This window comes from Enterobacter sp. FUJ80071, assembly GCF_038739915.1.
GTDB lineage: Bacteria > Pseudomonadota > Gammaproteobacteria > Enterobacterales > Enterobacteriaceae > Enterobacter > Enterobacter kobei.
This window is the reverse complement of sequence record NZ_JBBXKH010000001.1, coordinates 4,361,250-4,384,443: the sequence shown is the minus strand read 5'-3', so window position 1 is coordinate 4,384,443 and position 23,194 is coordinate 4,361,250. Positions and strand designations below refer to the sequence as shown.

21 protein-coding genes are annotated in these 23,194 nt (G+C 56.1%); 12 read left to right on the top strand and 9 right to left on the bottom strand.

From position 1 onward, the window contains the following. Nucleotides 1-11: 11 nt before the first annotated feature. The 3 genes from feoA to greB all read right to left on the bottom strand — a co-directional run bounded on the left by feoA (nt 12) and on the right by greB (nt 3,449). Nucleotides 12-239, bottom strand: a complete 228-nt coding sequence (gene feoA / locus AAER43_RS21350; RefSeq protein ID WP_008503050.1) for a ferrous iron transporter A — start codon at nt 237-239, stop codon at nt 12-14. 318 nt (nt 240-557) lie between these two features. After that, nucleotides 558-2,888, bottom strand: a complete 2,331-nt coding sequence (locus AAER43_RS21345) for a Tex family protein (protein WP_050862861.1) — start codon at nt 2,886-2,888, stop codon at nt 558-560. A gap of 87 nt (nt 2,889-2,975) precedes the next feature. Continuing rightward, entirely contained in the window at nt 2,976-3,449 is a 474-nt protein-coding gene (gene greB, locus AAER43_RS21340) for a transcription elongation factor GreB (RefSeq protein ID WP_014885539.1), read from the bottom strand. 228 nt (nt 3,450-3,677) lie between these two features. Here greB and ompR point away from each other — a divergent pair, with 228 nt between their 5' ends. Then, a complete protein-coding gene (gene ompR, locus AAER43_RS21335) occupies nt 3,678-4,397 on the top strand; it encodes a two-component system response regulator OmpR (RefSeq protein ID WP_001157751.1) in 720 nt (239 codons plus the stop codon). Next, nucleotides 4,394-5,740 carry a two-component system sensor histidine kinase EnvZ gene (gene envZ / locus AAER43_RS21330; RefSeq protein WP_014885538.1) on the top strand — a complete coding sequence of 449 codons (1,347 nt, stop codon included), beginning with the start codon at nt 4,394-4,396 and terminating at the stop codon, nt 5,738-5,740. The genes ompR and envZ overlap by 4 nt, the downstream gene beginning before the upstream one ends. 124 nt (nt 5,741-5,864) lie before the next feature. On the opposite strand, the gene pckA is transcribed toward envZ, so the two are convergent. The 5 genes from pckA to AAER43_RS21305 form a co-directional block, all read right to left on the bottom strand. Then, on the bottom strand, nt 5,865-7,481 hold the full coding sequence (gene pckA / locus AAER43_RS21325) for a phosphoenolpyruvate carboxykinase (ATP) (RefSeq protein ID WP_050862860.1): 1,617 nt from the start codon (nt 7,479-7,481) through the stop codon (nt 5,865-5,867). A 361-nt stretch (nt 7,482-7,842) separates the two neighbouring features. Continuing rightward, nucleotides 7,843-8,721: an Hsp33 family molecular chaperone HslO gene (hslO, locus tag AAER43_RS21320; RefSeq protein ID WP_050862859.1), complete on the bottom strand. Its 879-nt coding sequence runs from the start codon at nt 8,719-8,721 to the stop codon at nt 7,843-7,845. Between the two features lie 24 nt (nt 8,722-8,745). Beyond that, the gene (gene hslR, locus AAER43_RS21315; RefSeq protein WP_050862858.1) at nt 8,746-9,147 is read right to left on the bottom strand and encodes a ribosome-associated heat shock protein Hsp15; all 402 of its coding nucleotides are present in this window, start codon (nt 9,145-9,147) and stop codon (nt 8,746-8,748) included. Continuing rightward, nucleotides 9,144-9,827, bottom strand: coding sequence for a GMP/IMP nucleotidase (gene yrfG / locus AAER43_RS21310; RefSeq protein WP_050862857.1), 684 nt, complete (start codon nt 9,825-9,827; stop codon nt 9,144-9,146). The genes hslR and yrfG overlap by 4 nt, the downstream gene beginning before the upstream one ends. A gap of 67 nt (nt 9,828-9,894) precedes the next feature. Continuing rightward, nucleotides 9,895-12,030: an intracellular growth attenuator family protein gene (locus tag AAER43_RS21305; RefSeq protein WP_014885533.1), complete on the bottom strand. Its 2,136-nt coding sequence runs from the start codon at nt 12,028-12,030 to the stop codon at nt 9,895-9,897. A gap of 325 nt (nt 12,031-12,355) precedes the next feature. Between AAER43_RS21305 and nudE the strand changes: the two genes are divergently transcribed. Beyond that, entirely contained in the window at nt 12,356-12,916 is a 561-nt protein-coding gene (gene nudE, locus AAER43_RS21300; RefSeq protein WP_008503041.1) for an ADP compounds hydrolase NudE, read from the top strand. A gap of 80 nt (nt 12,917-12,996) precedes the next feature. Here nudE and mrcA read toward each other — a convergent pair whose 3' ends face one another. After that, nucleotides 12,997-15,549: a peptidoglycan glycosyltransferase/peptidoglycan DD-transpeptidase MrcA gene (gene mrcA / locus AAER43_RS21295; protein ID WP_342702020.1), complete on the bottom strand. Its 2,553-nt coding sequence runs from the start codon at nt 15,547-15,549 to the stop codon at nt 12,997-12,999. Nucleotides 15,550-15,669: 120 nt separating this feature from the next. On the opposite strand from mrcA, the gene AAER43_RS21290 reads away from it, so the two are divergent. The 9 genes from AAER43_RS21290 (at nt 15,670) to dam (ending at nt 23,161) form a co-directional block, all read left to right on the top strand. Next, complete coding sequence (locus tag AAER43_RS21290; RefSeq protein WP_057057692.1) at nt 15,670-16,446, top strand: hypothetical protein; 777 nt, start codon at nt 15,670-15,672, stop codon at nt 16,444-16,446. Next, complete coding sequence (locus AAER43_RS21285; protein WP_045134911.1) at nt 16,443-16,937, top strand: PilN domain-containing protein; 495 nt, start codon at nt 16,443-16,445, stop codon at nt 16,935-16,937. The genes AAER43_RS21290 and AAER43_RS21285 overlap by 4 nt, the downstream gene beginning before the upstream one ends. A gap of 3 nt (nt 16,938-16,940) precedes the next feature. Then, the gene (locus tag AAER43_RS21280) at nt 16,941-17,396 is read left to right on the top strand and encodes a hypothetical protein (RefSeq protein WP_050862855.1); all 456 of its coding nucleotides are present in this window, start codon (nt 16,941-16,943) and stop codon (nt 17,394-17,396) included. Further along, nucleotides 17,386-17,790 carry a HofP DNA utilization family protein gene (locus tag AAER43_RS21275; RefSeq protein WP_047625350.1) on the top strand — a complete coding sequence of 135 codons (405 nt, stop codon included), beginning with the start codon at nt 17,386-17,388 and terminating at the stop codon, nt 17,788-17,790. Before AAER43_RS21280 ends, AAER43_RS21275 begins: the two co-directional genes overlap by 11 nt. Next, nucleotides 17,702-18,940 (top strand): DNA uptake porin HofQ, encoded by a 1,239-nt coding sequence (gene hofQ, locus AAER43_RS21270; protein WP_047625348.1) that lies wholly within the window; start codon nt 17,702-17,704, stop codon nt 18,938-18,940. Before AAER43_RS21275 ends, hofQ begins: the two co-directional genes overlap by 89 nt. A 286-nt stretch (nt 18,941-19,226) precedes the next feature. Next, the gene (gene aroK / locus AAER43_RS21265; protein WP_003861630.1) at nt 19,227-19,748 is read left to right on the top strand and encodes a shikimate kinase AroK; all 522 of its coding nucleotides are present in this window, start codon (nt 19,227-19,229) and stop codon (nt 19,746-19,748) included. 56 nt (nt 19,749-19,804) lie between these two features. Further along, on the top strand, nt 19,805-20,893 hold the full coding sequence (aroB, locus tag AAER43_RS21260; RefSeq protein WP_014885526.1) for a 3-dehydroquinate synthase: 1,089 nt from the start codon (nt 19,805-19,807) through the stop codon (nt 20,891-20,893). Between the two features lie 92 nt (nt 20,894-20,985). Beyond that, on the top strand, nt 20,986-22,281 hold the full coding sequence (damX, locus tag AAER43_RS21255; protein WP_050862854.1) for a cell division protein DamX: 1,296 nt from the start codon (nt 20,986-20,988) through the stop codon (nt 22,279-22,281). A gap of 67 nt (nt 22,282-22,348) precedes the next feature. Then, complete coding sequence (dam, locus tag AAER43_RS21250) at nt 22,349-23,161, top strand: adenine-specific DNA-methyltransferase (protein WP_014885524.1); 813 nt, start codon at nt 22,349-22,351, stop codon at nt 23,159-23,161. The last annotated feature ends 33 nt before the right edge of the window (nt 23,162-23,194 follow it).

Below are 23,194 nucleotides of genomic sequence, written 5' to 3'. Positions count from 1 at the left end.
CCGCTGGCTTGTTATCGGGATAAGGCTTCGACTTCTATTAATGCGAGGTCTTTTTTACGCAGGACCAGATTTACGCGTCGGGTTTCAATGTGAACCGGATCGCCTAACGGCGCCACGCGCACCACCTGGAATGACGAGCCGGGCAGCATGCCCAGCGAGAGCAGCTTTTGCCGATAGGCCGGGCTAATTTCGCGGGTAAAACCGGTAATCTTCCACGCACTGTCTGGAGTGAATTGCATAACGCCTGCTTCCACGAAAGGTTAAATTATCTACTATGGGATGATAATGAGAATAGTTTCTATCAGCAATAATAAAACTGTGACGGAATGTTGTTTGGTGTATTAATTTACGGCCTGTTTGACCTTGCTCAATATTTGCTGAAATGCGGAGATAAAGAGAAGAGAGTTATTTGTTAATGAAGTGATAATTAGTGGTTTAAATATGGATGCACTCTATTTGTTTTAATTCTTTGCGGCCTGCTTGCCGGGCGGCACTGCGTTTGCCCGGCCTACAAAACCGTAGGCCCGGTAAGCGTAGCGCCACCGGGCGTTTATCACTTAACGCTTCTTGCCCATCGCGGCCGCCAGCGCATCCATCATCGCGCTATTGCCCGCTGGCTGAGCATCACGCCCGCGCGGTTTTGCCGCTTTCGCGGCCGGGCGCTGAGTGTCACGAGCGCCGCCGTTTCCGCCACGGCGCGCGTTGGTGTCGCCTGGCTGCTCGTCCAGACGCATGGTCAGGGCGATACGTTTGCGCTGCAGGTCCACTTCCAGCACTTTCACCTTCACGATGTCGCCCGCTTTGACCACGGTGTGCGGGTCTTCAACGAACTTGTCGGCGAGAGAAGAGATGTGAACCAGGCCATCCTGATGCACGCCGATATCCACAAACGCGCCGAAGTTGGTGACGTTAGTTACCGCGCCTTCCAGCACCATGCCGGGCAGCAGATCGTTCATGGTCTCGATGCCGTCAGCAAAGGTCGCCGTTTTGAACTCAGGACGCGGATCGCGGCCCGGTTTTTCCAGCTCTTTGATGATATCGGTGACGGTTGGCACACCAAATTTGTCGTCGGTGAAATCCACCGCTTTGAGGTTGCGCAGGGCACTGCTATCGCCCATCAGGTCCTTCAGCGCCTGCTGGGTGGCGGCCAGAATACGTTCCACCACCGGGTAGGCTTCCGGGTGAACGGTGGAGGCATCCAGCGGGTTATCGCCGTGGTTGATGCGCAGGAAGCCCGCGCACTGCTCAAACGCTTTCGGCCCCAGACGGCTCACCTTCAGCAGCTGCTGACGGTTCTGGAACTGGCCGTTCTCATCACGCCAGGCGACGATGTTCTGCGCCATCATGCGGGTTAAGCCCGCCACGCGGGTCAGCAGCGGCACGGAGGCGGTATTCAGGTCAACACCGACGGCGTTTACGCAGTCTTCTACGACCGCATCCAGCTTGCGTGCCAGCTGAGTCTGGCTCACATCGTGCTGGTACTGGCCCACGCCGATGGATTTCGGATCAATTTTCACCAGCTCCGCCAGCGGATCCTGCAAACGACGGGCGATAGATACCGCGCCGCGCAATGAAACGTCCAGGTCCGGGAATTCCTGCGCCGCCAGCTCGGAGGCGGAATAGACTGATGCGCCCGCTTCGCTGACGATCACCTTCTGCGCCGTGACTTTCGGGAACTGCTTCTGCACGTCGAGGAAGAAACGTTCAGTCTCGCGGGACGCCGTACCGTTACCGATGGCGACCAGCTCGACGTTGTATTTTTCACACAGAGCGGCAACCACGACAGCCGCTTTCGCTGCCTGTCCGGTGTGCGGATAGATGGTGTCAGTGGCGACCAGCTTGCCGGTGCCGTCAACCACCGCCACTTTCACGCCGGTACGCAGGCCCGGATCGAGACCCATGGTCGCGCGCAGGCCAGCAGGCGCCGCCATCAGCAGGTCATGAAGGTTACGGGCGAAAACGTTGATCGCTTCATCTTCGGCGCGCTCGCGCACGGTGCCCATCAGCTCGGTTTCGAGGTGCATCAGCACCTTGATGCGCCAGGTCCAGCTCACCACGCCTTTGCGCCAGCTGTCTGCCGGAGCGTTGTTCAGGCGCAGGCCGAGATGGTCAATGATGATCTGCTCGCAGTGGCTCTCTTTCGGCGGCTCGTCAAACTGCGGATCAGCGTTCAGAGAGAGCTGCAGCACACCTTCGTTGCGGCCGCGGAACATTGCCAGCGCACGGTGTGATGGGGTGGTAGATATCGGTTCGTGGTGATCGAAGTAGTCGCGGAATTTCGCGCCTTCGTCCTCTTTCCCCGCCACGACGGTAGAGACGATGTGCGCATTCTTCCACAGGTAATCACGCACTTTAGCCAGCAGGGCGGCGTCTTCGGCAAAGCGTTCCATCAGAATGTAACGCGCACCGTCGAGGGCGGCCTTGGTGTCCGCGACGCCTTTGTCGGCATCGATGAATTTCGCCGCCTCAGTTTCCGGATGGTGGGACGGCTCATTCCACAGCAGGTCGGCCAGCGGCTCAAGGCCTGCTTCAATCGCGATCTGCCCGCGCGTGCGGCGCTTCGGTTTGTAAGGCAGATAGAGATCTTCGAGTTCGGTTTTGCTCAGGGTGCCGTTAATGGCGCTTTCCAGTTCGCTGGTCAGCTTGCCCTGTTCGCCAATGGATTTGAGGATCGCCTGACGACGGTCTTCCAGCTCACGCAGGTATCCCAGACGGGTTTCCAGGTTACGCAGCTGCGTGTCATCCAGACCGCCGGTGACTTCCTTACGATAACGTGCAATAAACGGCACGGTGTTCCCTTCATCAAGCAGGCGAACGGCAGCTTCTACCTGTTCGGCTCTGGCCTGAAGTTCACCCGCAATAATGCGGCAGAGCGAATCTTTCATCATGGCTTTATCATCTGTTGAGTCGAAAAATCAGGGGATAGTTATACGGGCTGACACGGCAAAATGCCAGCCGGGGAGGGCGCTCTCGGACTATTTTACGTAGACGATCTCATTGACGTACCAGCTGGCTTCACCGGCGGGAGTCTGAACGACGGCCAAATCACCCACTTCCTTTTTCAGCAGCGCGCGGGCCATCGGGGAGTCGATGGAGATGTAATCCTTACGACCAAAAATTTCATCGTAGCCGACAATGCGAAAACGTAGGGTGTCACCGTCGTCGTTTTCAATCTCCACCCACGCGCCGAAGAACACTTTGCCCTCCTGCTGCGGGGAGTAATCGACAATTTTCAGGTTCTCAAGGCACTTGGTCAGGTAGCGTACCCGACGGTCAATCTCACGCAGTCGCTTTTTGTTGTACTGGTAGTCAGCATTTTCGCTGCGATCGCCCAGGCTTGCCGCCCAGGTCACCTTTTTGGTTACTTCAGGGCGCTCTTCTCGCCACAGGTAATCCATCTCTTTTTTGAGTTTTTCGTACCCTTCGCGGGTGATCAGGGGCGTTTTCATGGTAAAGCCTTTGCTGCCTGTTTTCTGTCTGGCGCACAATACGTACCACACAGTGTAACAGACAGGATTAATAATGATTTATGTGATGAAATGAGCAGATAAGCTGCTGTTAAATATGCTTTGTAACAATTTCGACTAGAATTTATACCAGATTTCGCTGGTCGAATACGTGCACTTTTTTAGAATACGCTGTCACAAAGACTATCCGAACCTTTGGGAGTACACACAATGCAAGAGAACTACAAAATTCTGGTCGTGGATGACGACATGCGCCTGCGTGCGCTGCTGGAGCGTTATCTGACCGAGCAGGGCTTCCAGGTTCGTAGCGTCGCGAACGCTGAGCAGATGGATCGTCTGCTAACCCGTGAATCTTTCCATCTGATGGTTCTCGACCTGATGCTGCCGGGCGAGGACGGGCTCTCTATCTGCCGTCGTCTGCGTAGCCAGAGTAACCCGATGCCGATCATCATGGTGACCGCGAAGGGTGAAGAGGTTGACCGTATCGTGGGCCTCGAAATCGGCGCGGATGATTACATTCCAAAACCGTTTAACCCGCGTGAACTGCTGGCGCGTATTCGTGCCGTGCTGCGTCGTCAGGCGAACGAGCTGCCTGGCGCACCGTCGCAGGAAGAAGCGGTGATTGCCTTCGGCAAGTTCAAGCTGAACCTCGGTACGCGTGAGATGTTCCGTGAAGACGAGCCAATGCCGCTCACCAGCGGTGAGTTTGCGGTGCTGAAAGCGCTGGTCAGCCACCCGCGTGAGCCGCTTTCCCGTGACAAGCTGATGAACCTGGCGCGTGGTCGCGAATACTCGGCAATGGAACGCTCCATCGACGTGCAGATCTCCCGTCTGCGCCGCATGGTGGAAGAAGATCCGGCGCATCCTCGTTATATTCAGACCGTATGGGGTCTGGGCTACGTGTTCGTTCCGGACGGCTCTAAAGCATGAGGCGAATGCGCTTCTCGCCGCGAAGCTCATTTGCCCGCACCCTGTTACTGATCGTCACCTTGCTGTTCGTCAGCCTGGTGACGACCTACCTGGTGGTTTTGAACTTTGCGATTTTGCCGAGCCTCCAGCAGTTTAATAAGGTCCTGGCATACGAAGTCCGTATGCTGATGACCGATAAACTGCAACTGGAGGACGGCACGCAACTGGTCGTTCCCCCGGCGTTTCGCCGTGAAATCTACCGTGAGCTGGGCATTTCGCTCTACTCGAATGAGGCGGCAGAAGACGCGGGTTTGCGCTGGGCGCAGCACTACGAATTTCTTAGCCAGCAGATGGCGCAGCAGCTGGGGGGGCCAACGGAAGTCCGTGTTGAGGTCAACAAAAGCTCGCCTGTCGTCTGGCTGAAAACCTGGCTGTCACCCAACATCTGGGTGCGCGTTCCGCTGACGGAAATCCATCAGGGCGACTTCTCGCCGCTGTTCCGCTATACGCTCGCCATTATGCTGCTGGCGATAGGCGGGGCCTGGCTGTTTATCCGTATACAGAACCGACCGCTGGTTGACCTGGAGCACGCTGCGCTGCAGGTCGGTAAAGGCATTATTCCTCCCCCGCTGCGCGAGTATGGCGCCTCGGAAGTGCGTTCTGTGACGCGGGCCTTTAACCACATGGCCGCAGGTGTGAAGCAGCTGGCGGATGACCGTACGCTGCTGATGGCGGGCGTCAGTCATGACCTGCGCACGCCGTTGACGCGTATCCGTCTGGCAACGGAGATGATGGGCGAAGAAGATGGTTATCTCGCCGAGTCCATCAACAAGGACATCGAAGAGTGTAACGCCATCATCGAGCAGTTCATCGACTATCTCCGTACCGGGCAGGAAATGCCAATGGAGATGGCGGATCTGAACGCGGTGCTGGGTGAAGTGGTGGCCGCGGAAAGTGGTTATGAACGTGAAATTGATACTGCCCTTCAGGCCGGTGAAATTCAGGTCCGTATGCACCCGCTCTCCATTAAGCGTGCGGTGGCGAACATGGTGGTCAACGCGGCGCGCTACGGTAACGGCTGGATTAAAGTCAGCAGCGGGTCTGAACTCAACCGCGCCTGGTTCCAGGTGGAAGATGACGGTCCGGGTATTAAGCCCGAGCAGCGTAAGCATCTGTTCCAGCCGTTTGTGCGTGGCGACAGTGCGCGCAGCACCAGTGGTACGGGCTTAGGCCTGGCGATTGTGCAGCGTATTATCGATAACCATAACGGATTGCTGGAGATCGGCACCAGCGAGCGGGGTGGGCTGAGCATTCGCGCCTGGTTACCGGTGCCGGTAACGCGCGGACAGGTGAAAGAGAGTTAAAAAAAGGTGGCAAAAGCCACCCGACAAAATGCGGTCTGTGCGGCCTGGTGCCCTCACCCCGGCCCTCTCCCACGGGGAGAGGGAGAAAACACTAAAAAAGGCAACTTGCGTTGCCTTTTTGCTTTTACCTTGGGCCCGCACTCACCAGCGCTTCGCCCGCTGGTGTATCGGTATATTTCTCGAAGTTCTCAATAAACAGCTTCGCCAGCGATTCTGCCTTCTCGCGCCACTGTTCCGGCGAACCGTACGTATTGCGCGGGTCGAGGATATGCGTATCCACGCCCGGCAGCGACGTTGGGATAGCCAGATCAAACATCGGCAGCGTGAAGGTTTCGGCGTTATCGAGAGAACCATCCAGAATGGCGTCGATAATGGCGCGAGTATCCTTGATCGAGATACGTTTGCCAGTCCCGTTCCAGCCGGTGTTCACCAGGTAGGCCTGCGCGCCAGACGCCTGCATGCGTTTCACCAGCACTTCAGCGTACTGCGTCGGGTGCAGCGACAGGAATGCTGCGCCGAAGCAGGCGGAGAAGGTTGGGGTTGGCTCCGTCACGCCGCGCTCGGTACCCGCCAGTTTGGCCGTAAACCCAGAGAGGAAGTGGTACTGCGTCTGGCTGGCGGTCAGGCGAGATACCGGAGGCAGCACGCCAAAGGCATCCGCCGTCAGGAAAATCACCTTCGTAGCATGACCCGCTTTTGACACCGGCTTCACGATGTTGTCGATGTGGTAGATCGGGTATGACACGCGCGTGTTTTCGGTTTTCGAGGCGTCGTCAAAGTCGATAGAGCCGTCGGCACGTACGGTGACGTTTTCCAGCAGCGCATCGCGACGGATTGCGTGGAAGATATCCGGCTCAGCCTCTTCTGACAGGCGAATGGTCTTCGCGTAGCAGCCGCCTTCAAAGTTAAACACGCCGTCATCGTCCCAGCCGTGTTCGTCATCGCCAATCAGACGACGTTTCGGGTCGGTGGAGAGGGTGGTTTTCCCTGTGCCGGACAGGCCGAAGAACACCGCCACATCGCCTTTCTCGCCGACGTTCGCCGAGCAGTGCATGGACGCGATGCCGCGCAGTGGCAGCAGGTAGTTCATGACCGAGAACATCCCTTTCTTCATCTCGCCGCCGTACCAGGTACCGCCGATCAGCTGGATACGCTCGGTCAGGTTGAAGGCGACAAAGTTTTCGGAGTTCAGGCCCTGCTCTTTCCACTGCGGGTTAGTGCATTTCGCACCGTTCATTACGATGAAGTCAGGCGTGAAGTCCTGCAGCTCTTCGTCGGTTGGACGAATAAACATGTTCTTCACGAAATGCGCCTGCCAGGCTACTTCGGTAATGAAACGTACGGAGAGACGGGTGTCGGCGTTAGCGCCGCAGAAAGCGTCTACGATAAACAGACGCTTGCCAGAAAGTTGATGGGTGACGAGTCCTTTCAGATGCTGCCAGGTTTCCGGGGAGAGCGGTTTGTTGTCGTTCTTCCCTTTGCCTTTGTCAGCCCACCACAGCGTATCGCGGGTGGTTTCGTCTCGGACGATATACTTATCTTTCGGCGAACGACCGGTAAAAATACCGGTATCGACGGCGATAGCACCAAGATTCGTCAACACACCGCGCTCGTATCCTTCCAGTGCTGGATTGAGCTCTTCCTGATACAGCGTATCGTAGTCGGGGTTGTAGACGACTTCCTGGACGTCGTGAATACCATAAGCCTTGAGATCTTGCGGGGTTAAACCAGTAACACGCATATCACTGCTCCTTAGCCAATATGTACTGCCTGAAATTGTAGGGTTTTTCTGGGGTTGTTAACCGCGACGGGGCTCATAGATTTACGCATCTGGACAAAACCCTTACTAACGGAAAACGCTGCGACTCCAGTCACAGTGCAGGCGGATTATCGCAGGAATCGCTTTTTGGTTGGGGAAAATGTTCCGAAAAGGTTAAAGGCTGGTGATTTTATCGGAGAGAATGTGAATGTAATCGCATACACGTAAGAAAATTACGTAAGAGTTACATACGGAAAACGATTCAGCTTAAGCGAGGTTTTTTGCCCTCACCCAGTTCCCTCTCCCACAGGGAGAGAGAACTGGATGGGGAGAAGGAAGGGTATTAGTGAACCTGCGGATCCGCCGGGGAGGCGTTGTTGCGGATCTCAGCGATATCCATTGAATTGAACACATAGTGCGTACCGCAGTAGTCACAGTGCATATCAATTTCGCCGTCTTCCGCCATGATGCTGTCGATCTCTTCATCTGGCAGGGTTTTCAGCGCACCCGCGCAGCGTTCGCGAGAACAGGTGCATTTGAACTCCACCGCCTGCGGGTCGTAAACGGTCACTTCTTCTTCGTGGTACAGACGCCACAGCACGTCAGTCGCCGACAGGTTAAACAGCTCTTCGGCTTTGACGGTTTCGGTCAGCGTCGCCAGGTGCTCGAAGTCATTGGTCTGTGCGTCCTGGGCTGGCAGAACTTGCAGCAGCATACCGCCCGCAGCAGGCTGACCATCCACTTCACCGGTGCGGATGAACAGACGCGTCGGCAGCTGTTCAGAACGCATGAAGTAATCTTCCAGGCAGGCTGCCAGGGTATCCCCTTCGAGGCCGACCACGCCCTGATAGCGTTCACCTTCCTCAGGGGAGATGGTGATCACCAGGTAGCCATTCCCCACCAGCGTTTTGAGGTCTGCATTTTCAGGCACATCGCCCTGAACGCGTGCGACGCCGCGCATCTGCTGCTGGTTATTGCCGTTGATTACTGCCAGCGTCATTGGGCCGTCACCCTGCAACTGCACGGTAATATCACCGGCAAATTTCAGCGTCGCGGTCAGCAGGCTGGTGGCAACCAGCAGTTCGCCCAACAGGGTCTTCACCGGCAGCGGGTAATTGTGGTTTTCCAGAATCTGTTTCCAGGTTTCGGATACGGTGACCAGTTCGCCGCGCACGGCGAATTGTTCAAACAGATAGCGGTGTAATTGGTCGTGTTGGCCCATTTTCATCTCTCGTGCGGGTGAGGGTTACTCTGTCTCACCGTGTTTAAATTTCATCAGATCGCGGCGCTCTTTTTTATCCGGCCGCCGGTCCGGGTGGGGCATGGTTAGCGCATTCATTTTGCGCGCCAGCGCGGTCTTCTCGCGTTTATCAACGCTTTCCGCCGTCTCTTCATAAAGCAGTGCGGCTTCCGATGCGGGCCGACGTTGTTCGGTAATGGCTTTAATCACCACCGTTTTTTCATCGTTGCCCTGGCGTAGCGTTAAGGTGGCGTTCAGCTCAACCAGCTTGCTCGGCTTGCTGCGCTGGCCGTTGTAATGCACTTTACCGCCGTCAATCATCTCGCGGGCAAGGGCGCGCGTTTTATAAAAACGGGCCGCCCACAGCCATTTATCCAGTCTTACCCCGTCAGAGGGTTTTTCTTTCATGGCGTCTCCTTCACGGTCAGTGAGGGGATCATCTGGCGGTAGTCGTTCAGTCCAGGATGTTGCAGATAGCGTTTTTCAGCCAGGCCAGAGTCAGGATTGGTGACGCCCAGACAATAGCGAATGCCAAACGTTGCCGCGGAATCCAGAATGGGCTCGCTGTCGTCAATGAACAGCGTGCGTTCCGGCTGCAAGCCGGTCTCTTCCTTCACCGCATGCCACAACCGCTGATCCTCTTTCGGATAACCAAATGTGTGGGTAGAAAGCAATAAATCAAGGTGCGATGCCAGCCCCGTGTGCTCCAGCTTCACGGCCAGATTATGTGGATGCGCGTTGGTCAGCAAAATACGGCGCTTGCCGCTGGCTTTCAGCGCGTCCAGGAACGGAACCGTATCTTCGCGCAGTACCGCGCGCGGGCCCTGGGCGGTGGTCATGGCACAAATATCCAAACCGAGGCGCTCGCTCCAGTAGTCAAGACAGTACCAGTTTAGCGTATGTTGCACTGCGCTATATTGCGAACGAATGAATGCCTGTGCTTCTGCCGGGGAGATACCCTGCTGTTCGCCGTAGGTTTCCGGTACCAGCTTTTGCCAGAAATAGTTATCAAAGGCGAGATCGAGCAGCGTGCCGTCCATATCCAGCAGAACGGTGTCGACCTGCTGCCAGTCGATATCAAGATGCATAAGGGGGAACTCCAGCCAGAAGAAACGTGCGCGACAGGGTAGCACATCTTGTCGCGCAACGAGGTTATCAGATCAGGCTCTCGGAGGAGGGGATCAGCTTGGGATTAAGGCAATTTTCATAATATTGCTGGATCTCAGCAAGACGGGTGCGCGAGCGTTGATAGCGGCGCAGCGCCATAATACCGTTCCAGACAATGGCGATAAGCATGGCAATCATCAGCAGAGAGGTGCCAATGTATCGCCACAATCCTGCGCTATCCGGCATCCGGTGCAGGCCGATATGACGGGTGCCGTTGGCATCGGTATAAATACTGGTGACAATCCCTTCGGCGCTGAAGGGGGTTTGCATCAGCATCTGCGCCAGACGCTGGAACTGACCCCACTGCTCCTGTGCCGGATAGTCATAAAGCGCCACCTGCGGGTAAGGCTGATCGACCAGGTCGCTGCCCTCATCGCTGACAATCACAAAGCCGCCCGGTGCCGGGCTGTTGAGCGCCTGCGCCGCACGGGTGGTTTCGCGCATCATAAACGGCGATGTCGACGTGGCGACCAGGTTATCCAGCGATTCGGCGCTTACCGGGCGCAGCAGGACGTTGACGCCGTCCAGTCGTCCCGCTTCGGCGCGTTTGACCAGTGAGTCCCAGTCTTTGCTGTTCCCCAGGTTAACCAGCGCGTTTTTGAGGCGTATGCACTCATCCTGCGAGGAACATAAATCCTGGGTTTTGAGAACGATATCGCCAAAGTCATCCAGCAGAACCATGCCTGACTTCTGGATGGCAGAACGGAGCGCAGGGCTGACGCGTGAATCGTCATCCGCTTTCGGATGCAGCTGGCGGTTAACCGTCTGGGTCAGCGCCGTGGCTTTATTCACCACTTCGGATTCCGGTAATGGCAGCGGCGGCGCGTCGTTCCAGATAATTTGCGAGCAGTCGAACGGCATGAAAGGCGAGCTCTGCCGCGTGTTCCATCCGCCCGGGCTGTGGATATTACACATCCCGGTTCCCTTCAGGCGCAGCGTATCGCCCACCCGTACCCCTGCTTCATCCAGCTGGTTGACGCTGGTCGCTTCGATGGTCTGCGCGCCTTTAATCCACGACAGGGTGAATTTGATGGGCATATCCAGCGGCACGAAAAGCAGCAGCATGATAAACACCAGCGCGGCGCCGCCAGCAATGACCGTGCTACGGAGCCAGTGCTGAAGCGGGAAATTTTTTACTTCATCATGCAGAGACAGGAAGCGTCCCTGACGCACAACGTGGCGGTCAAGGTAGATATCAATATCGGTTTTCTGCCCTAAATCCTGCGCGATCCACGGTTGCCAGTGGCGCGGATAGATAAGGTCGATAATACCGAGCGAAATATTGTTGAGATGCTCCTGATCGTTTTCACCGAACAGACCCCAGCGCTTTGGTGTGCCGCGCAGGCAGTGGATCTCCCGCAACGAGGTTTTGGCCGGCGGTGCAAAAAGCCCCCACAGTCCGGCAGCCAGAAGCAGCACAGCGCCCCCCGCCAGCCACGGAACAAAGACGTCCGGCGTCAGCAGGCAGACAAAAAAGAGCAGGAAAGCGGCAACGATCAGAATGGCTTCACGGATGCCGTCCGGACGGCTCAGGGCGTATTCTTCATGCGTTTCCTGACGAATGTTCAGCAGTTCGATCTGCTCGGTCTCTTCGCCACGAATGGAGGCCTGTGTTGAACTCGCGCGTTCCAGCGCAAAACGCGGAGCTTCGTGAAGATATTCACTCAGGGTATGACCGTTAAGCGAGATAACCAGCGGCAGCGAATCGGTATGAATCAGCTCAACGCTGTTTTCGTCGTTAATGTACTGTTCCCAGGAGGGGGGCAGATGTACCTCGACGGAATCAAGATAGTAGCGCCACTTGTTGGGGTCGTCCGTTGTGATACCGTAGCGAGTAATGGAACGCGTCACGCAGAGCACGGTGTCGCTCTGTGCGTTAAGTTTCAGTGCGACAGGCGCAGCTGTGGCTCCCGTCGGCCCAGGCGATAACTGGGTACGGTTCAGCGTTTCGAGATAGTTTTCAACTGCATCGCGCTCATCTTGCGCGAGTTTACGGGTGGTCGCACCCGCGAAGGCATTTAAAAAAGGCAGCCGGTAACGGCGCTGTGCGCGTCGCCAGTACAGCCACCCTGCAATCAATGCGCTGGCCAGCATAGCAGCGAGAACAATCAAAATGGTGCTCATGCTTTCCCCATCTTACTAATCTTCTTACAGGTGTAATCAGTAGCACCTTTACATTGAATGAGAGTCTGTGGCTGGCTATCGGCAAGTATGGAGTCGAACTTGAGCATTCTGAAGCGCATCCCAGTGACCGGTGATGATAGCAAAGCCTCTTATGGCGCGATATCAGCAAATTCCTGGAAACATTTCAACCTCTTGACATTTGTTTTGAATTGAGGATTGATCCCAGCTACGTTGCATAAATGTAAATAAAGAGCGATTGACATTGCCGAAACCGTGCGGCATATCGCACAATAAAGCCAGTTCACACTGTTAAGACCCCATCAAGATGAGCAAACCACTACAAAAACCCACCATTCTGAATGTTGAAACTGTCGCCAAATCGCGCCTGTTTAATGTTGAAAGTGTGGACCTGGAGTTCAGCAACGGTGTGCGTCGTGTTTATGAACGTATGCGCCCCTCTTCGCGCGAAGCGGTGATGATTGTCCCTATCGTCGACGATCACCTGATTTTGATCCGCGAATACGCCGTGGGAACAGAATCTTACGAACTTGGGTTCTCCAAAGGACTGATCGACCCGGGTGAAACGGTCTTTGAAGCGGCAAACCGTGAGCTGAAAGAAGAGGTGGGTTTTGGCGCGAATGAGCTGTCGTTCCTGAAAAAACTGAGCATGGCGCCGTCCTATTTTTCCAGCAAAATGAATATTGTGGTGGCTGAAGATCTCTACCCTGAATCGCTGGAGGGAGATGAGCCGGAACCGCTGCCGCAGGTGCGCTGGCCGCTGGCGCATCTGATGGATCTGCTGGAAGACCCAGACTTTAACGAGGCCCGCAACGTGAGCGCGTTGTTCCTGGTTCGGGAATGGTTGAAGGGGCAGGGGCGGTTGTAGGTCATAAAAAAAGCCGGGTGGCGGCTTCGCCTTACCCGGCCTGGGATTCTTTGCCCGGTTTTTACCGGGCATTTTTATGCTTAGAACAGCTCGTGCGTTTCGCCGTTATCAATAATCTCTGTACCCACCTCATGCACCGCCTGCGTGGTTGGCTGCGTGCCTTCGATGAAATACTCGGCGCGGCTATTACCGCCATTAGCGAGCTGTCCGGTGCTACGGTCGATATTGACCGTGACCACACCCGGCGGTGGCGTTAATGGCTGCTCTGGTACGCCTTCAAGAACGGATTTCATGTACGCATCCCACGCCGGTTGTGCGCTTTTCGCGCCGCCTTCGTAGCCGGAAATCTGATCTTTAATCGCGCCGGATGCCGTGGTACGACCTAAGTCACGGCGATGATCGTCGAAACCGATCCACACCGAGGTCACTACGCCCGGACCGTAGCCGGAGAACCATGCATCTTTCGAGCTGTTGGTGGTACCCGTTTTACCGCCGATATCATGGCGCTGTAAATCGCGTCCCGCACGCCAGCCGGTACCTTGCCAGCCTGGTTCACCGAAGATGTTGGTGTTCAGCGCGCTCTTGATCAGGAACGACAGCGGCGTGTTGATCACATGCGGGGCATACTCCTGCGCGCCGGTCTGTGCAACCAGCGACTGGTTAGCCTGCTCCAGCTGTGGCTGCGGTACAACGATATTCGGCTGCTCCTGAGACACGGCAGGGTCTTCCATGTCCTTGTTTTCAAGCACCTCGGATTTCGGTGTATTGCCGTAAATGACCGGGATATCACACTCAGGGCAGGCAATTTTCGGTTTTGCCTCAAACAGCACGCCGCCCTGATCGTTCTCGATTTTACTGATGAAGAACGGGTCAACCAGGAAGCCACCGTTGGCCATCACCGAGTATCCACGTGCGACCTGAAGCGGCGTAAAGGAAGCGGAGCCTAACGCCAGCGACTCGGTGCGAACGATGTTCTGCGCCGGGAAGCCGAAACGCTGCAGATACTCTGCCGCATAGTCAACGCCCATTGCGCGCATGGCACGTACCATCACCACGTTTTTCGACTGTCCCAGACCCTGACGAAGACGAATAGGGCCGGCATATTCCGCAGGCGAGTTTTTCGGCTGCCAGTCGGAACCGGCACCAGCGTCCCAGCGGGAGATAGGCACGTCGTTAAGGATGCTGGCAAGGGTTAAGCCCTTATCCATCGCCGCGGTGTAGAGGAACGGCTTGATGTTGGAGCCAGCCTGACGCAGTGCCTGAGTCGCGCGGTTGAACTTGCTCTGGTTGAAATCGAACCCGCCAACCAGCGCCATGACCGCACCATTCTGTGGGTTGATCGAGACCAGGGCCGAGTTGACGTCAGGGACCTGCGCCAGCCACCAGGCATCGCCCACCTTACGCACCCAGATTTGCTGTCCGGTCTGTACCACGTCGGTGACTTTACGCGGGGTTGGCCCTTGCAGAGTGTCCGAACGGTAAGGTCGTGCCCAACGCATCCCGTCCATACGCAGGGAGACGGAAGTGCCATCCGCCAGGGTCGCAACGGCTTCCTGAGGATTGGCCTGCGTCACGACAGCAGGGAGGAGCGGGCCATAGGTTGGCAGCGCCCTCAGCGTGCTGGTGATTTTTTTGCTGTCCCACGCGCTTTCACCCACTTTCCAGAGCACGTTTGACGGGCCGCGATAGCCGTGACGCATGTCGTAGTCCATCACGTTGTTGCGCACCGCCTCCTGAGCCGCCTGCTGCACTTTGCGAGTGACGGTGGTGTACACGCGATAGCCATCTTCATAGGCCTTGTCGCCATAACGGCTCACCATCTCCTGGCGCACCATTTCGGTCAGGTAAGGCGCAGAGAAGGCGATCTCAGGGGCGTGGTAGTTGGCGTCGATGACATCATTGCGCGCCTGGTCGTACTCGCTCTGGCTGATATAGCCTTCGCTCAGCATACGTGACAGGACGACGTTACGACGCGAGGTTGCGCGATCGAGCGAATAGAGCGGGTTAAACGTAGAAGGCGCTTTAGGCAGACCGGCGATGGTGGCCATTTCGCTTAAGGTGAGTTGATCCACCGGTTTACCGAAATACACCTGTGCCGCAGCCCCCACGCCATAAGCACGGTAGCCCAGGTAGATTTTATTGAGGTACAGCTCAAGGATTTCGTCCTTGCTCAGCAACTGCTCAATACGGATCGCCAGGAACACCTCTTTGATCTTACGTATCAGCGTTTTTTCAGGGCTGAGGAAGAAGTTACGCGCCAGCTGCTGCGTAATGGTACTTGCCCCCTGGGAGGCATGACCAGAGAACAACGCAATGCTCGCGGCGCGGAAAATCCCCACCGGATCGACACCGTGGTGCTCGTAAAAACGGCTGTCCTCGGTGGCGATAAAGGCTTTCACCATCACGGGCGGAATTTGGTTTAAGGTCAGCGGGATACGACGCTTCTCGCCATACTGCGCCATCAATTCGCCATCGGCGCTATAGACTTGCATCGGGATCTGGAGCCGCACATCGCGAAGCGTGGCGACATCAGGTAGCTGTGGCTCAATATATTTGTACAAACCGTAAATCGAGCCTGCTCCCAGCAGAATGCAACAGACTGCAAGGATGAATAAATACTTTACGAACTTCACCGGAGATTTCCCATTTGGTTTCACTTGGGCAGTTTCTAAACAATCGCGCGGTAGTATAAAGGCAAGCCTGATTCATTGATATAGCCGTCACGGCGACGGGCGATAAGGAGATCGTGAAGCATGGCTTTCAAAACATGGCAAACGGGCGTTCATATTCAACAGGATAGGGTGCTGATTGCGGCGCTGGCCCGGGAGAGAGGCGGCTGGTGTTTACGCCGCTGGTGGGCATTCACTCTTGCTGAAGGCACGATTCGTGACGGCAAAATTTGCCAGCCGGAACAGCTGGTTAATGCGTTGCGCGACTGGCGAAAGACGCTGCCGCATTATCACCGGGTCTATCTCTCATTCCCAGCCGCGCGCACTCTGCAAAGGTCGCTTCCCCGCCCGGCGGTTGCGCTGCGCGACAGCGAACAGCTCTCATGGCTGGGCGCGTCGCTCGCGCGCGAACTGGAGATGTCCGCAGATACCCTCTGTTTCGATTACACCCAGGATACGTTCAGCAATACGTATCACGTCACTGCCGCACAAAACAAGGAGGTTGAAACGCTGCTGGCGCTGGCGAAAACACTGCATTTGCGGCTGGCGACCATCACCCCGGATGCCAGCGCGCTGGCGAACCTGCTCCCTGCGGTAGCACCGACGCCGTGCGTCGCCTGGCGGGATCAGCATCAATGGCTGTGGGCCATGCGCCACCAGTGGGGACGTCGATACACCACTGAAGCAGAAAACGTCACTGAGCTGGCGGCGCTGCTGGCCCTCAACCCGAACGACATCGCGCTGTTTGATACCCAACGGACGCCATGGGAAACCCTGCAACGCTGCCATGCTCCTCTCCCCGAATGCGGAGCTGGCTTTACCGTCGCGCTGGCACTGGCTATGAGTGAGGAGCCTGAATGAACGTCACCAATTTCCTGCCCTGGCGTCAGCAGCGTCGCGCGCGATGCCTGCGTTTCTGGGGCGGCATGTTTATCAGCACGTCGCTGCTGATCCTCATGATCGTTTTCAGTCTGCGAATGAACCATCAGGTAACGCTGCGCGCGCTGCAAAGTCAGCTTGTGGGAACCCAGTCCGTGCAGCGTGGCCTTATGTCTCGCCAGAAACTGACCACCGTGACGCAGAAGCCTGCGGGCACGCTGCAACGACACGCATGGCAACCGGTGCTGGAATCACTTTCCCGCGCCATGCCCCCACAGGTCTGGCTGACAGAGCTGCGTTATCAGCCTCCCGCGCTGATGATGATCGGGTATGCCTCCACCCTTCCGGCTCTCTCTGCGCTGCGCAACGGGGTGGGACAACTCGCCGGCTTTATGCCCGGGCCTGAAGGGGAGCTTCGGCAGGATAGCCAGGGGCGCTGGATGTTCACGCTGTACCTGAAAAGCGAGGGGTAGCGCGTGGAGACATTGTTAGAACGCTGGTGTGATAGCCGCCCCTGGTGTCGGCTGATCTGCATGTGTCTGGGGATTTTCCTTGTGGGACTGGCAGCATGGAGCACGGTGCTTCGGCCAGTTGAGAGGGAGTGTACAGAGCGACAGCAGCAGCTGGTCCAGGAGGTGCGGACTAACGCGTCGCTGTGGCCTTCCGCCAGTAAGACAACGCTTCGTCCGGAAACCCAGACGGCATGGGAGATGATGCCATTTTCGCCGCTCGATTTTCAGGGTGAAGGAACAACGCTCCTGCACTGGAAGCCGTTGCAAAACGGCGGCGAACTGGCGCTGGAATCGGCGTGGCAGGCGATCCCCGCACTCTTTTCCCGGCTGGCACAGCGGGATGTGCAGGTCGCTGCTTTTACGATTTCGCCCCAAAGTACGGTGTTACGCCTGCGGCTGGAGCTGGAACATGCGAAATAGCGCGAAGGGCCTGCTGGTTTGTTCCGTGCTGTTATTGACCGGCATGCGCGATCCGTTTCGTCCGCCGGATGACCCTTGCGCTACGGGCGAGCTGGCGCAGTGGCACTACCGCGGAATGGTAGCCGGACAGCAGCGACTGGCTATTTTGCAGGACGGGCAACAGCGCTGGCATCGTATGAAAATGCACGATCGTTTTTCGGCGGGCTGGCAGATAACCGCCATCAATGAAACGGAACTGGTCATTGCCGTGGGGGAGACATGTGAACCCGGGCAATGGACGTGGCAACGAGAAGGAAAGGATACAAATGACGTTAAGGATAGTGCTGTTGCTGCTGGCGTTCAGCCACCCGCTGTGGGCCGCCGCGCCAAAGCCGGTCACGCTGGTGGTGGATGATGTTCCTGTGGCCCAAGTGCTCCAGGCACTGGTTACGCAGGAGAACCGTAATCTGGTGATATCGCCCGATGTCAGCGGCACGCTCTCGCTTAATCTGACGGGCGTCCCCTGGCGGCAAGCATTGCAGACGGTCGTTGCCAGCGCCGGGCTCGTTTTGCACGAGGAGCGCAGTATTTTTTATGTTCATACCCCGGCATGGCTGCGCGATCGGCGGGAACGTTTAGAGCAGGAGCGGGCGCGTCGACAGCTTGATGCACCGCTGATCTCCCAAAGCCTCCCTTTTTCATATGCGGACGCCGGGGAACTGCAAAAAGCCGCGGAAAAGCTTCTGAGTCCAAAGGGGAGTGTATCGGTCGACAAACGTACCAACCGCCTGCTGGTCAGAGATAACGCTGCCGCGCTGGAAGCGCTGCAGCAGTGGGCGTTGCAGATGGATATTCCCGTCGAGCAGGTTGAGCTGGCGGCGCACATTGTCACCATTAATGAAAAAAGCCTCCGTGAGCTGGGCGTGAAATGGAATCTCGCTGACGCTACCGAGGCGGGCAGGGTTGGACAGATTACGACGCTTGGCAGCGATCTGTCCGTGGCCAGCGCAACCAGCCATGTGGGGTTTAACATCGGGCGGATTAACGGCAGGCTGCTGGATCTGGAGTTATCTGCGCTGGAACAAAAACAGCAGGTCGATATCATCGCCAGCCCCCGGCTGCTGGCCTCGCATATGCAACCGGCAAGCATCAAGCAGGGCAGTGAGATCCCGTATCAGGTCTCCAGCGGCGAAAGCGGCGCGACCTCGGTGGAGTTTAAAGAGGCAGTACTCGGAATGGAGGTCACGCCGGTGGTATTGCCCGGTGGACGCGTGCGACTGAAGTTACACATCAGTGAAAACATGCCGGGACAGGTGTTGCAGCAGGCTGACGGTGAAACGCTGGCCATCGACAAGCAGGAGATAGAAACCCAGGTGGAGGTCAAAAGTGGAGAAACGCTGGCGCTGGGCGGGATTTTCTCGCAAAAGAATAAAACCGGCAGTGACGGCGTACCCGGGCTTAGCCGCATCCCCTGGCTGGGACAACTTTTTCGCCATGATGGAAAAGACAATGAACGGCGTGAGTTAGTGGTGTTTATTACACCACGTCTGGTGGCTATTCACTGACGGGTAACGATCCCCGCAATGATTTTGCATTCAGTTTGTTGCAGATGTTTGACGTGGGGCATGAATTAGCATACAAGGAGTACCGATTTGAGTTGGACTTACGTCTTATTACCTTATGCGACCGGCGTGGTGATTTAATCAGTTGCCAAACAAGCCGGAGTATTGAGATAATTTTTAGTCTGACTCTCGCTCTATTGCATATGAGGTTTCAGTTCATGTCCTGCTACGCCGGGTGTCTGCGAAGCGGGGATTACCATTAACGAATAGTCTTAGTAGTACCGATAAAATGGCAGAGAAACGCAATATCTTTCTGGTTGGGCCTATGGGTGCCGGCAAAAGCACTATTGGGCGTCAGTTAGCTCAACAACTCAATATGGAATTTTACGATTCTGATCAAGAGATTGAGAAACGAACCGGAGCTGATGTGGGCTGGGTTTTCGATGTAGAAGGCGAAGAAGGTTTCCGTGACCGAGAAGAAAAAGTGATCAACGAACTCACGGAAAAACAGGGCATCGTACTGGCAACAGGCGGCGGCTCTGTGAAATCTCGCGAAACCCGCAACCGTCTCTCCGCCCGTGGCGTAGTGGTCTATCTTGAGACGACCATTGAGAAACAGCTGGCACGTACGCAGCGCGATAAAAAGCGCCCGTTGCTGCAGGTTGAAACGCCACCTCGCGAAGTTCTGGAAGCGTTGGCCGATGAACGCAATCCGCTGTACGAAGAGATTGCCGATGTGACCATTCGCACTGACGATCAGAGCGCTAAAGTGGTTGCAAACCAGATTATTCATATGCTGGAAAGCAACTGATTCTGGCTTTATATACACTCGCCTGCGGGTAAAGCATTAAAGGTGGATGTCGCGTCATGGAGAGGATTACAGTTACTCTCGGGGAACGTAGTTACCCTATCACCATCGCGGCTGGTTTGTTTAACGACCCAGCTTCCTTTTTACCACTAAAAGCGGGTGATCAGGCGATGCTGGTCACCAATGAGACGCTGGCTCCGCTTTATCTCGACCGCGTACGCCACCTGCTTGAGCAGGCAGGCGTTAAAGTCGACAGTGTGATTCTGCCCGATGGCGAGCAGTATAAAAGCCTGACGGTACTGGATACCGTCTTTACCGCATTGCTGCAAAAACCGCATGGTCGCGATACAACACTGCTTGCCCTGGGCGGCGGTGTTGTGGGCGATCTGACCGGCTTTGCGGCCGCAAGTTATCAACGTGGCGTTCGTTTTATTCAAATCCCGACCACGTTGCTGTCACAGGTCGACTCCTCTGTCGGCGGCAAAACCGCAGTCAACCATCCGCTCGGCAAAAACATGATTGGCGCGTTCTACCAACCCGCATCGGTCGTGGTGGATCTCGACTGTCTGAAAACCCTGCCGACGCGCGAGCTGGCTTCGGGTCTGGCTGAAGTGATCAAATACGGCATTATTCTGGATGGCGAGTTCTTTAACTGGCTGGAAGAGAATATGGATGCGTTGTTGCGCCTGGATGAAGCAAAACTGGCATACTGCATTCGTCGTTGTTGTGAACTGAAAGCAGAAGTTGTCGCCGCAGACGAGCGTGAAACCGGCTTACGTGCTTTACTGAATCTTGGGCATACGTTTGGTCACGCCATTGAAGCCGAAATGGGTTACGGCAACTGGTTGCACGGTGAAGCCGTCGCTGCCGGAATGGTCATGGCAGCCCGCACCTCTGAACGTCTGGGTCAGTTTAAACCGGAAGAGACGGCACGTATCATTGCGCTGCTTGAACGTGCAGGTTTGCCGGTAACCGGGCCGCAGGAGATGTCGGCGCAAGCGTATTTACCCCACATGATGCGCGATAAAAAAGTATTGGCAGGTGAGATGCGTCTTGTACTCCCGCTTGCAATAGGGAAGAGTGAAGTGCGCGGCGGAGTGTCGCACGATGTCGTTCTTGGCGCTATCGCTGATTGTCAGCAGGCGTAACAACTAGAAAGGTCAGGCCACTTTTACCGGTGGTCGTTTAGCTTCAGGCGAAATGCAAAGACGTAGGCATAAGCCTTTGAGTGGGGTGTTAAATGGATGAATTCAAACCAGAAGACGAGCTGAAACTCGATCCCAGCGATCGTCGTACTGGTCGTTCTCGTCAATCTTCAGAACGTGATAACGAGCCGCAGATCAACTTTGACGATGTTGAACTGGATGCAGACGATCGTCGCCCTTCGCGTAGCCGCAACGCGCGTGATGAGCGAGAAGAAGAGGATTATGAGTCCGAAGAAGATTCAATGGACGAACAGCCTGTAGAGCGTCGCCCGCGTAAACGTAAAAAAGCCGCTGCGCAGAAACCGGCTTCCCGCCAGTATATTATGATGGGCCTTGGCGTTTTGGTGCTTGTGCTGCTGATTGTTGGCATTGGCTCCGCGCTGAAAGCACCGTCAACGAACTCAACCGAGCAGACGGCTTCTACTGAGAAGAGCATTAATCTTTCCGGTAACGATGCGACGGATCAGGCGAACGGTGCGCAGCCAGCGCCGGGCACCACTTCCGCTGAGCAGACTGCCAGCAACACCACGACGCCGCAGGATGTTTCCCTGCCGCCTGTGTCATCAACCCCAGCTCAGGGCCAGGCTCCCGTTACGCCTGAAGGCCAGCAGCGTGTAGAAGTTCAGGGAGACCTGAACAATGCACTGACGCAGCCACAGAACCAGCAGCAGGTTGATAACGTTGTGGTGAACTCTACGCTGCCAACTGAACCTGCAACCGTTGCGCCGATTCGCGGTGGTAACGCTCAGCCGCAAACTGCGGCGACGGAAACCAAGCCGCGTCAGACGCAAACGGCGACACGTCCTGAACGTAAGCAGGCGGTGATTGAACCTAAGCGTGAAACCAAACCTCAGGCCGTAGTCAAAGCGCCTGAAGTGAAAGCCGCACCGACACAGCCGAAACACACGGCTACAGCTGCCGTGAACGAGCCGGCCAAAGCGCCAGTCACGCAGACTGCACCGAAAGCGACGGCGACCACAACGGCACCGGCGGCCACCACTGCGCCTGCCGCGACGGCTTCCAGCACGACAGCAGGCAAAACCGCAGGCAACGTCAGCTCGCTGAAATCTGCGCCATCCAGCAACTACACGCTGCAGTTGAGCAGTTCGTCTAACTATGACAACCTCAACGGTTGGGCGAAGAAATCAAATCTGAAAAACTACGTGGTTTATCAGACGACCCGAAACGGTCAACCGTGGTATGTGTTGGTTAGCGGGGTTTATGCATCCAAAGATGAAGCGAAACGTGCCGTGGCGTCGCTGCCTGCAGATGTTCAGGCTAAAAACCCATGGGCGAAGCCGATTCATCAGGTTCAGGCCGATCTGAAGTAATGTTTAAAGCGCAGGATGCTGTCGGAGCTTTCTCCACAGCCGGAGAAGGTGTAATCAGTTAGTCAGCATGAAAAAAAATCGCGCTTTTCTGAAATGGGCAGGGGGGAAATACCCCCTGCTCGATGATATTAAAAAGCACCTGCCAAAAGGCGAGTGTCTTATCGAGCCCTTCGTGGGTGCAGGATCGGTGTTCCTGAACACCGATTTTTCTCGTTATATCCTCGCGGATATCAACAGCGACCTTATCAGCCTCTATAACATCGTCAAACTGCGTACCGATGAGTATGTGGAAGAGGCGCGTAAGCTGTTTACGCCTGAGAACAACAACCCTGACGTCTACTATCGGTTCCGCACGGAGTTTAATCAGAGCCAGGATCCGTTCCGCCGCGCTCTGTTGTTCCTCTATCTCAACCGTCATGGTTACAACGGCCTGTGCCGGTATAATCTGCGTGGTGAATTCAACGTGCCGTTTGGTCGTTATAAGCGCCCGTACTTCCCGCAGGACGAGTTATATCACTTTGCTGCAAAAGCGCAGAATGCAGAGTTCCACTGTCTCTCCTATGAGGAGTGTATGGAACTGGCGGGCGTAAATTCGGTGGTTTACTGTGACCCTCCGTACGCCCCGCTGTCTGCGACGGCGAATTTCACCGCCTACCATACCAACAGCTTCAGCCCGGCCGAACAGGCGCGTCTGGCGGAGATGGCGGAAAAGCTGGTCAGCAAAAGAATTCCGGTGTTAATTTCGAATCACGATACGCCTGATACGCGCGAATGGTATAAAGCCGCGAAGCATTTTCAGGTTAAAGTGCGGCGTAGCATTAGCAGCAACGGCGGCACACGTAAAAAGGTGGACGAACTCCTGGCTCTTTATCGCCCCTGAGCCGTTTTGCCCGCCGGTAAACACATTTCAAGG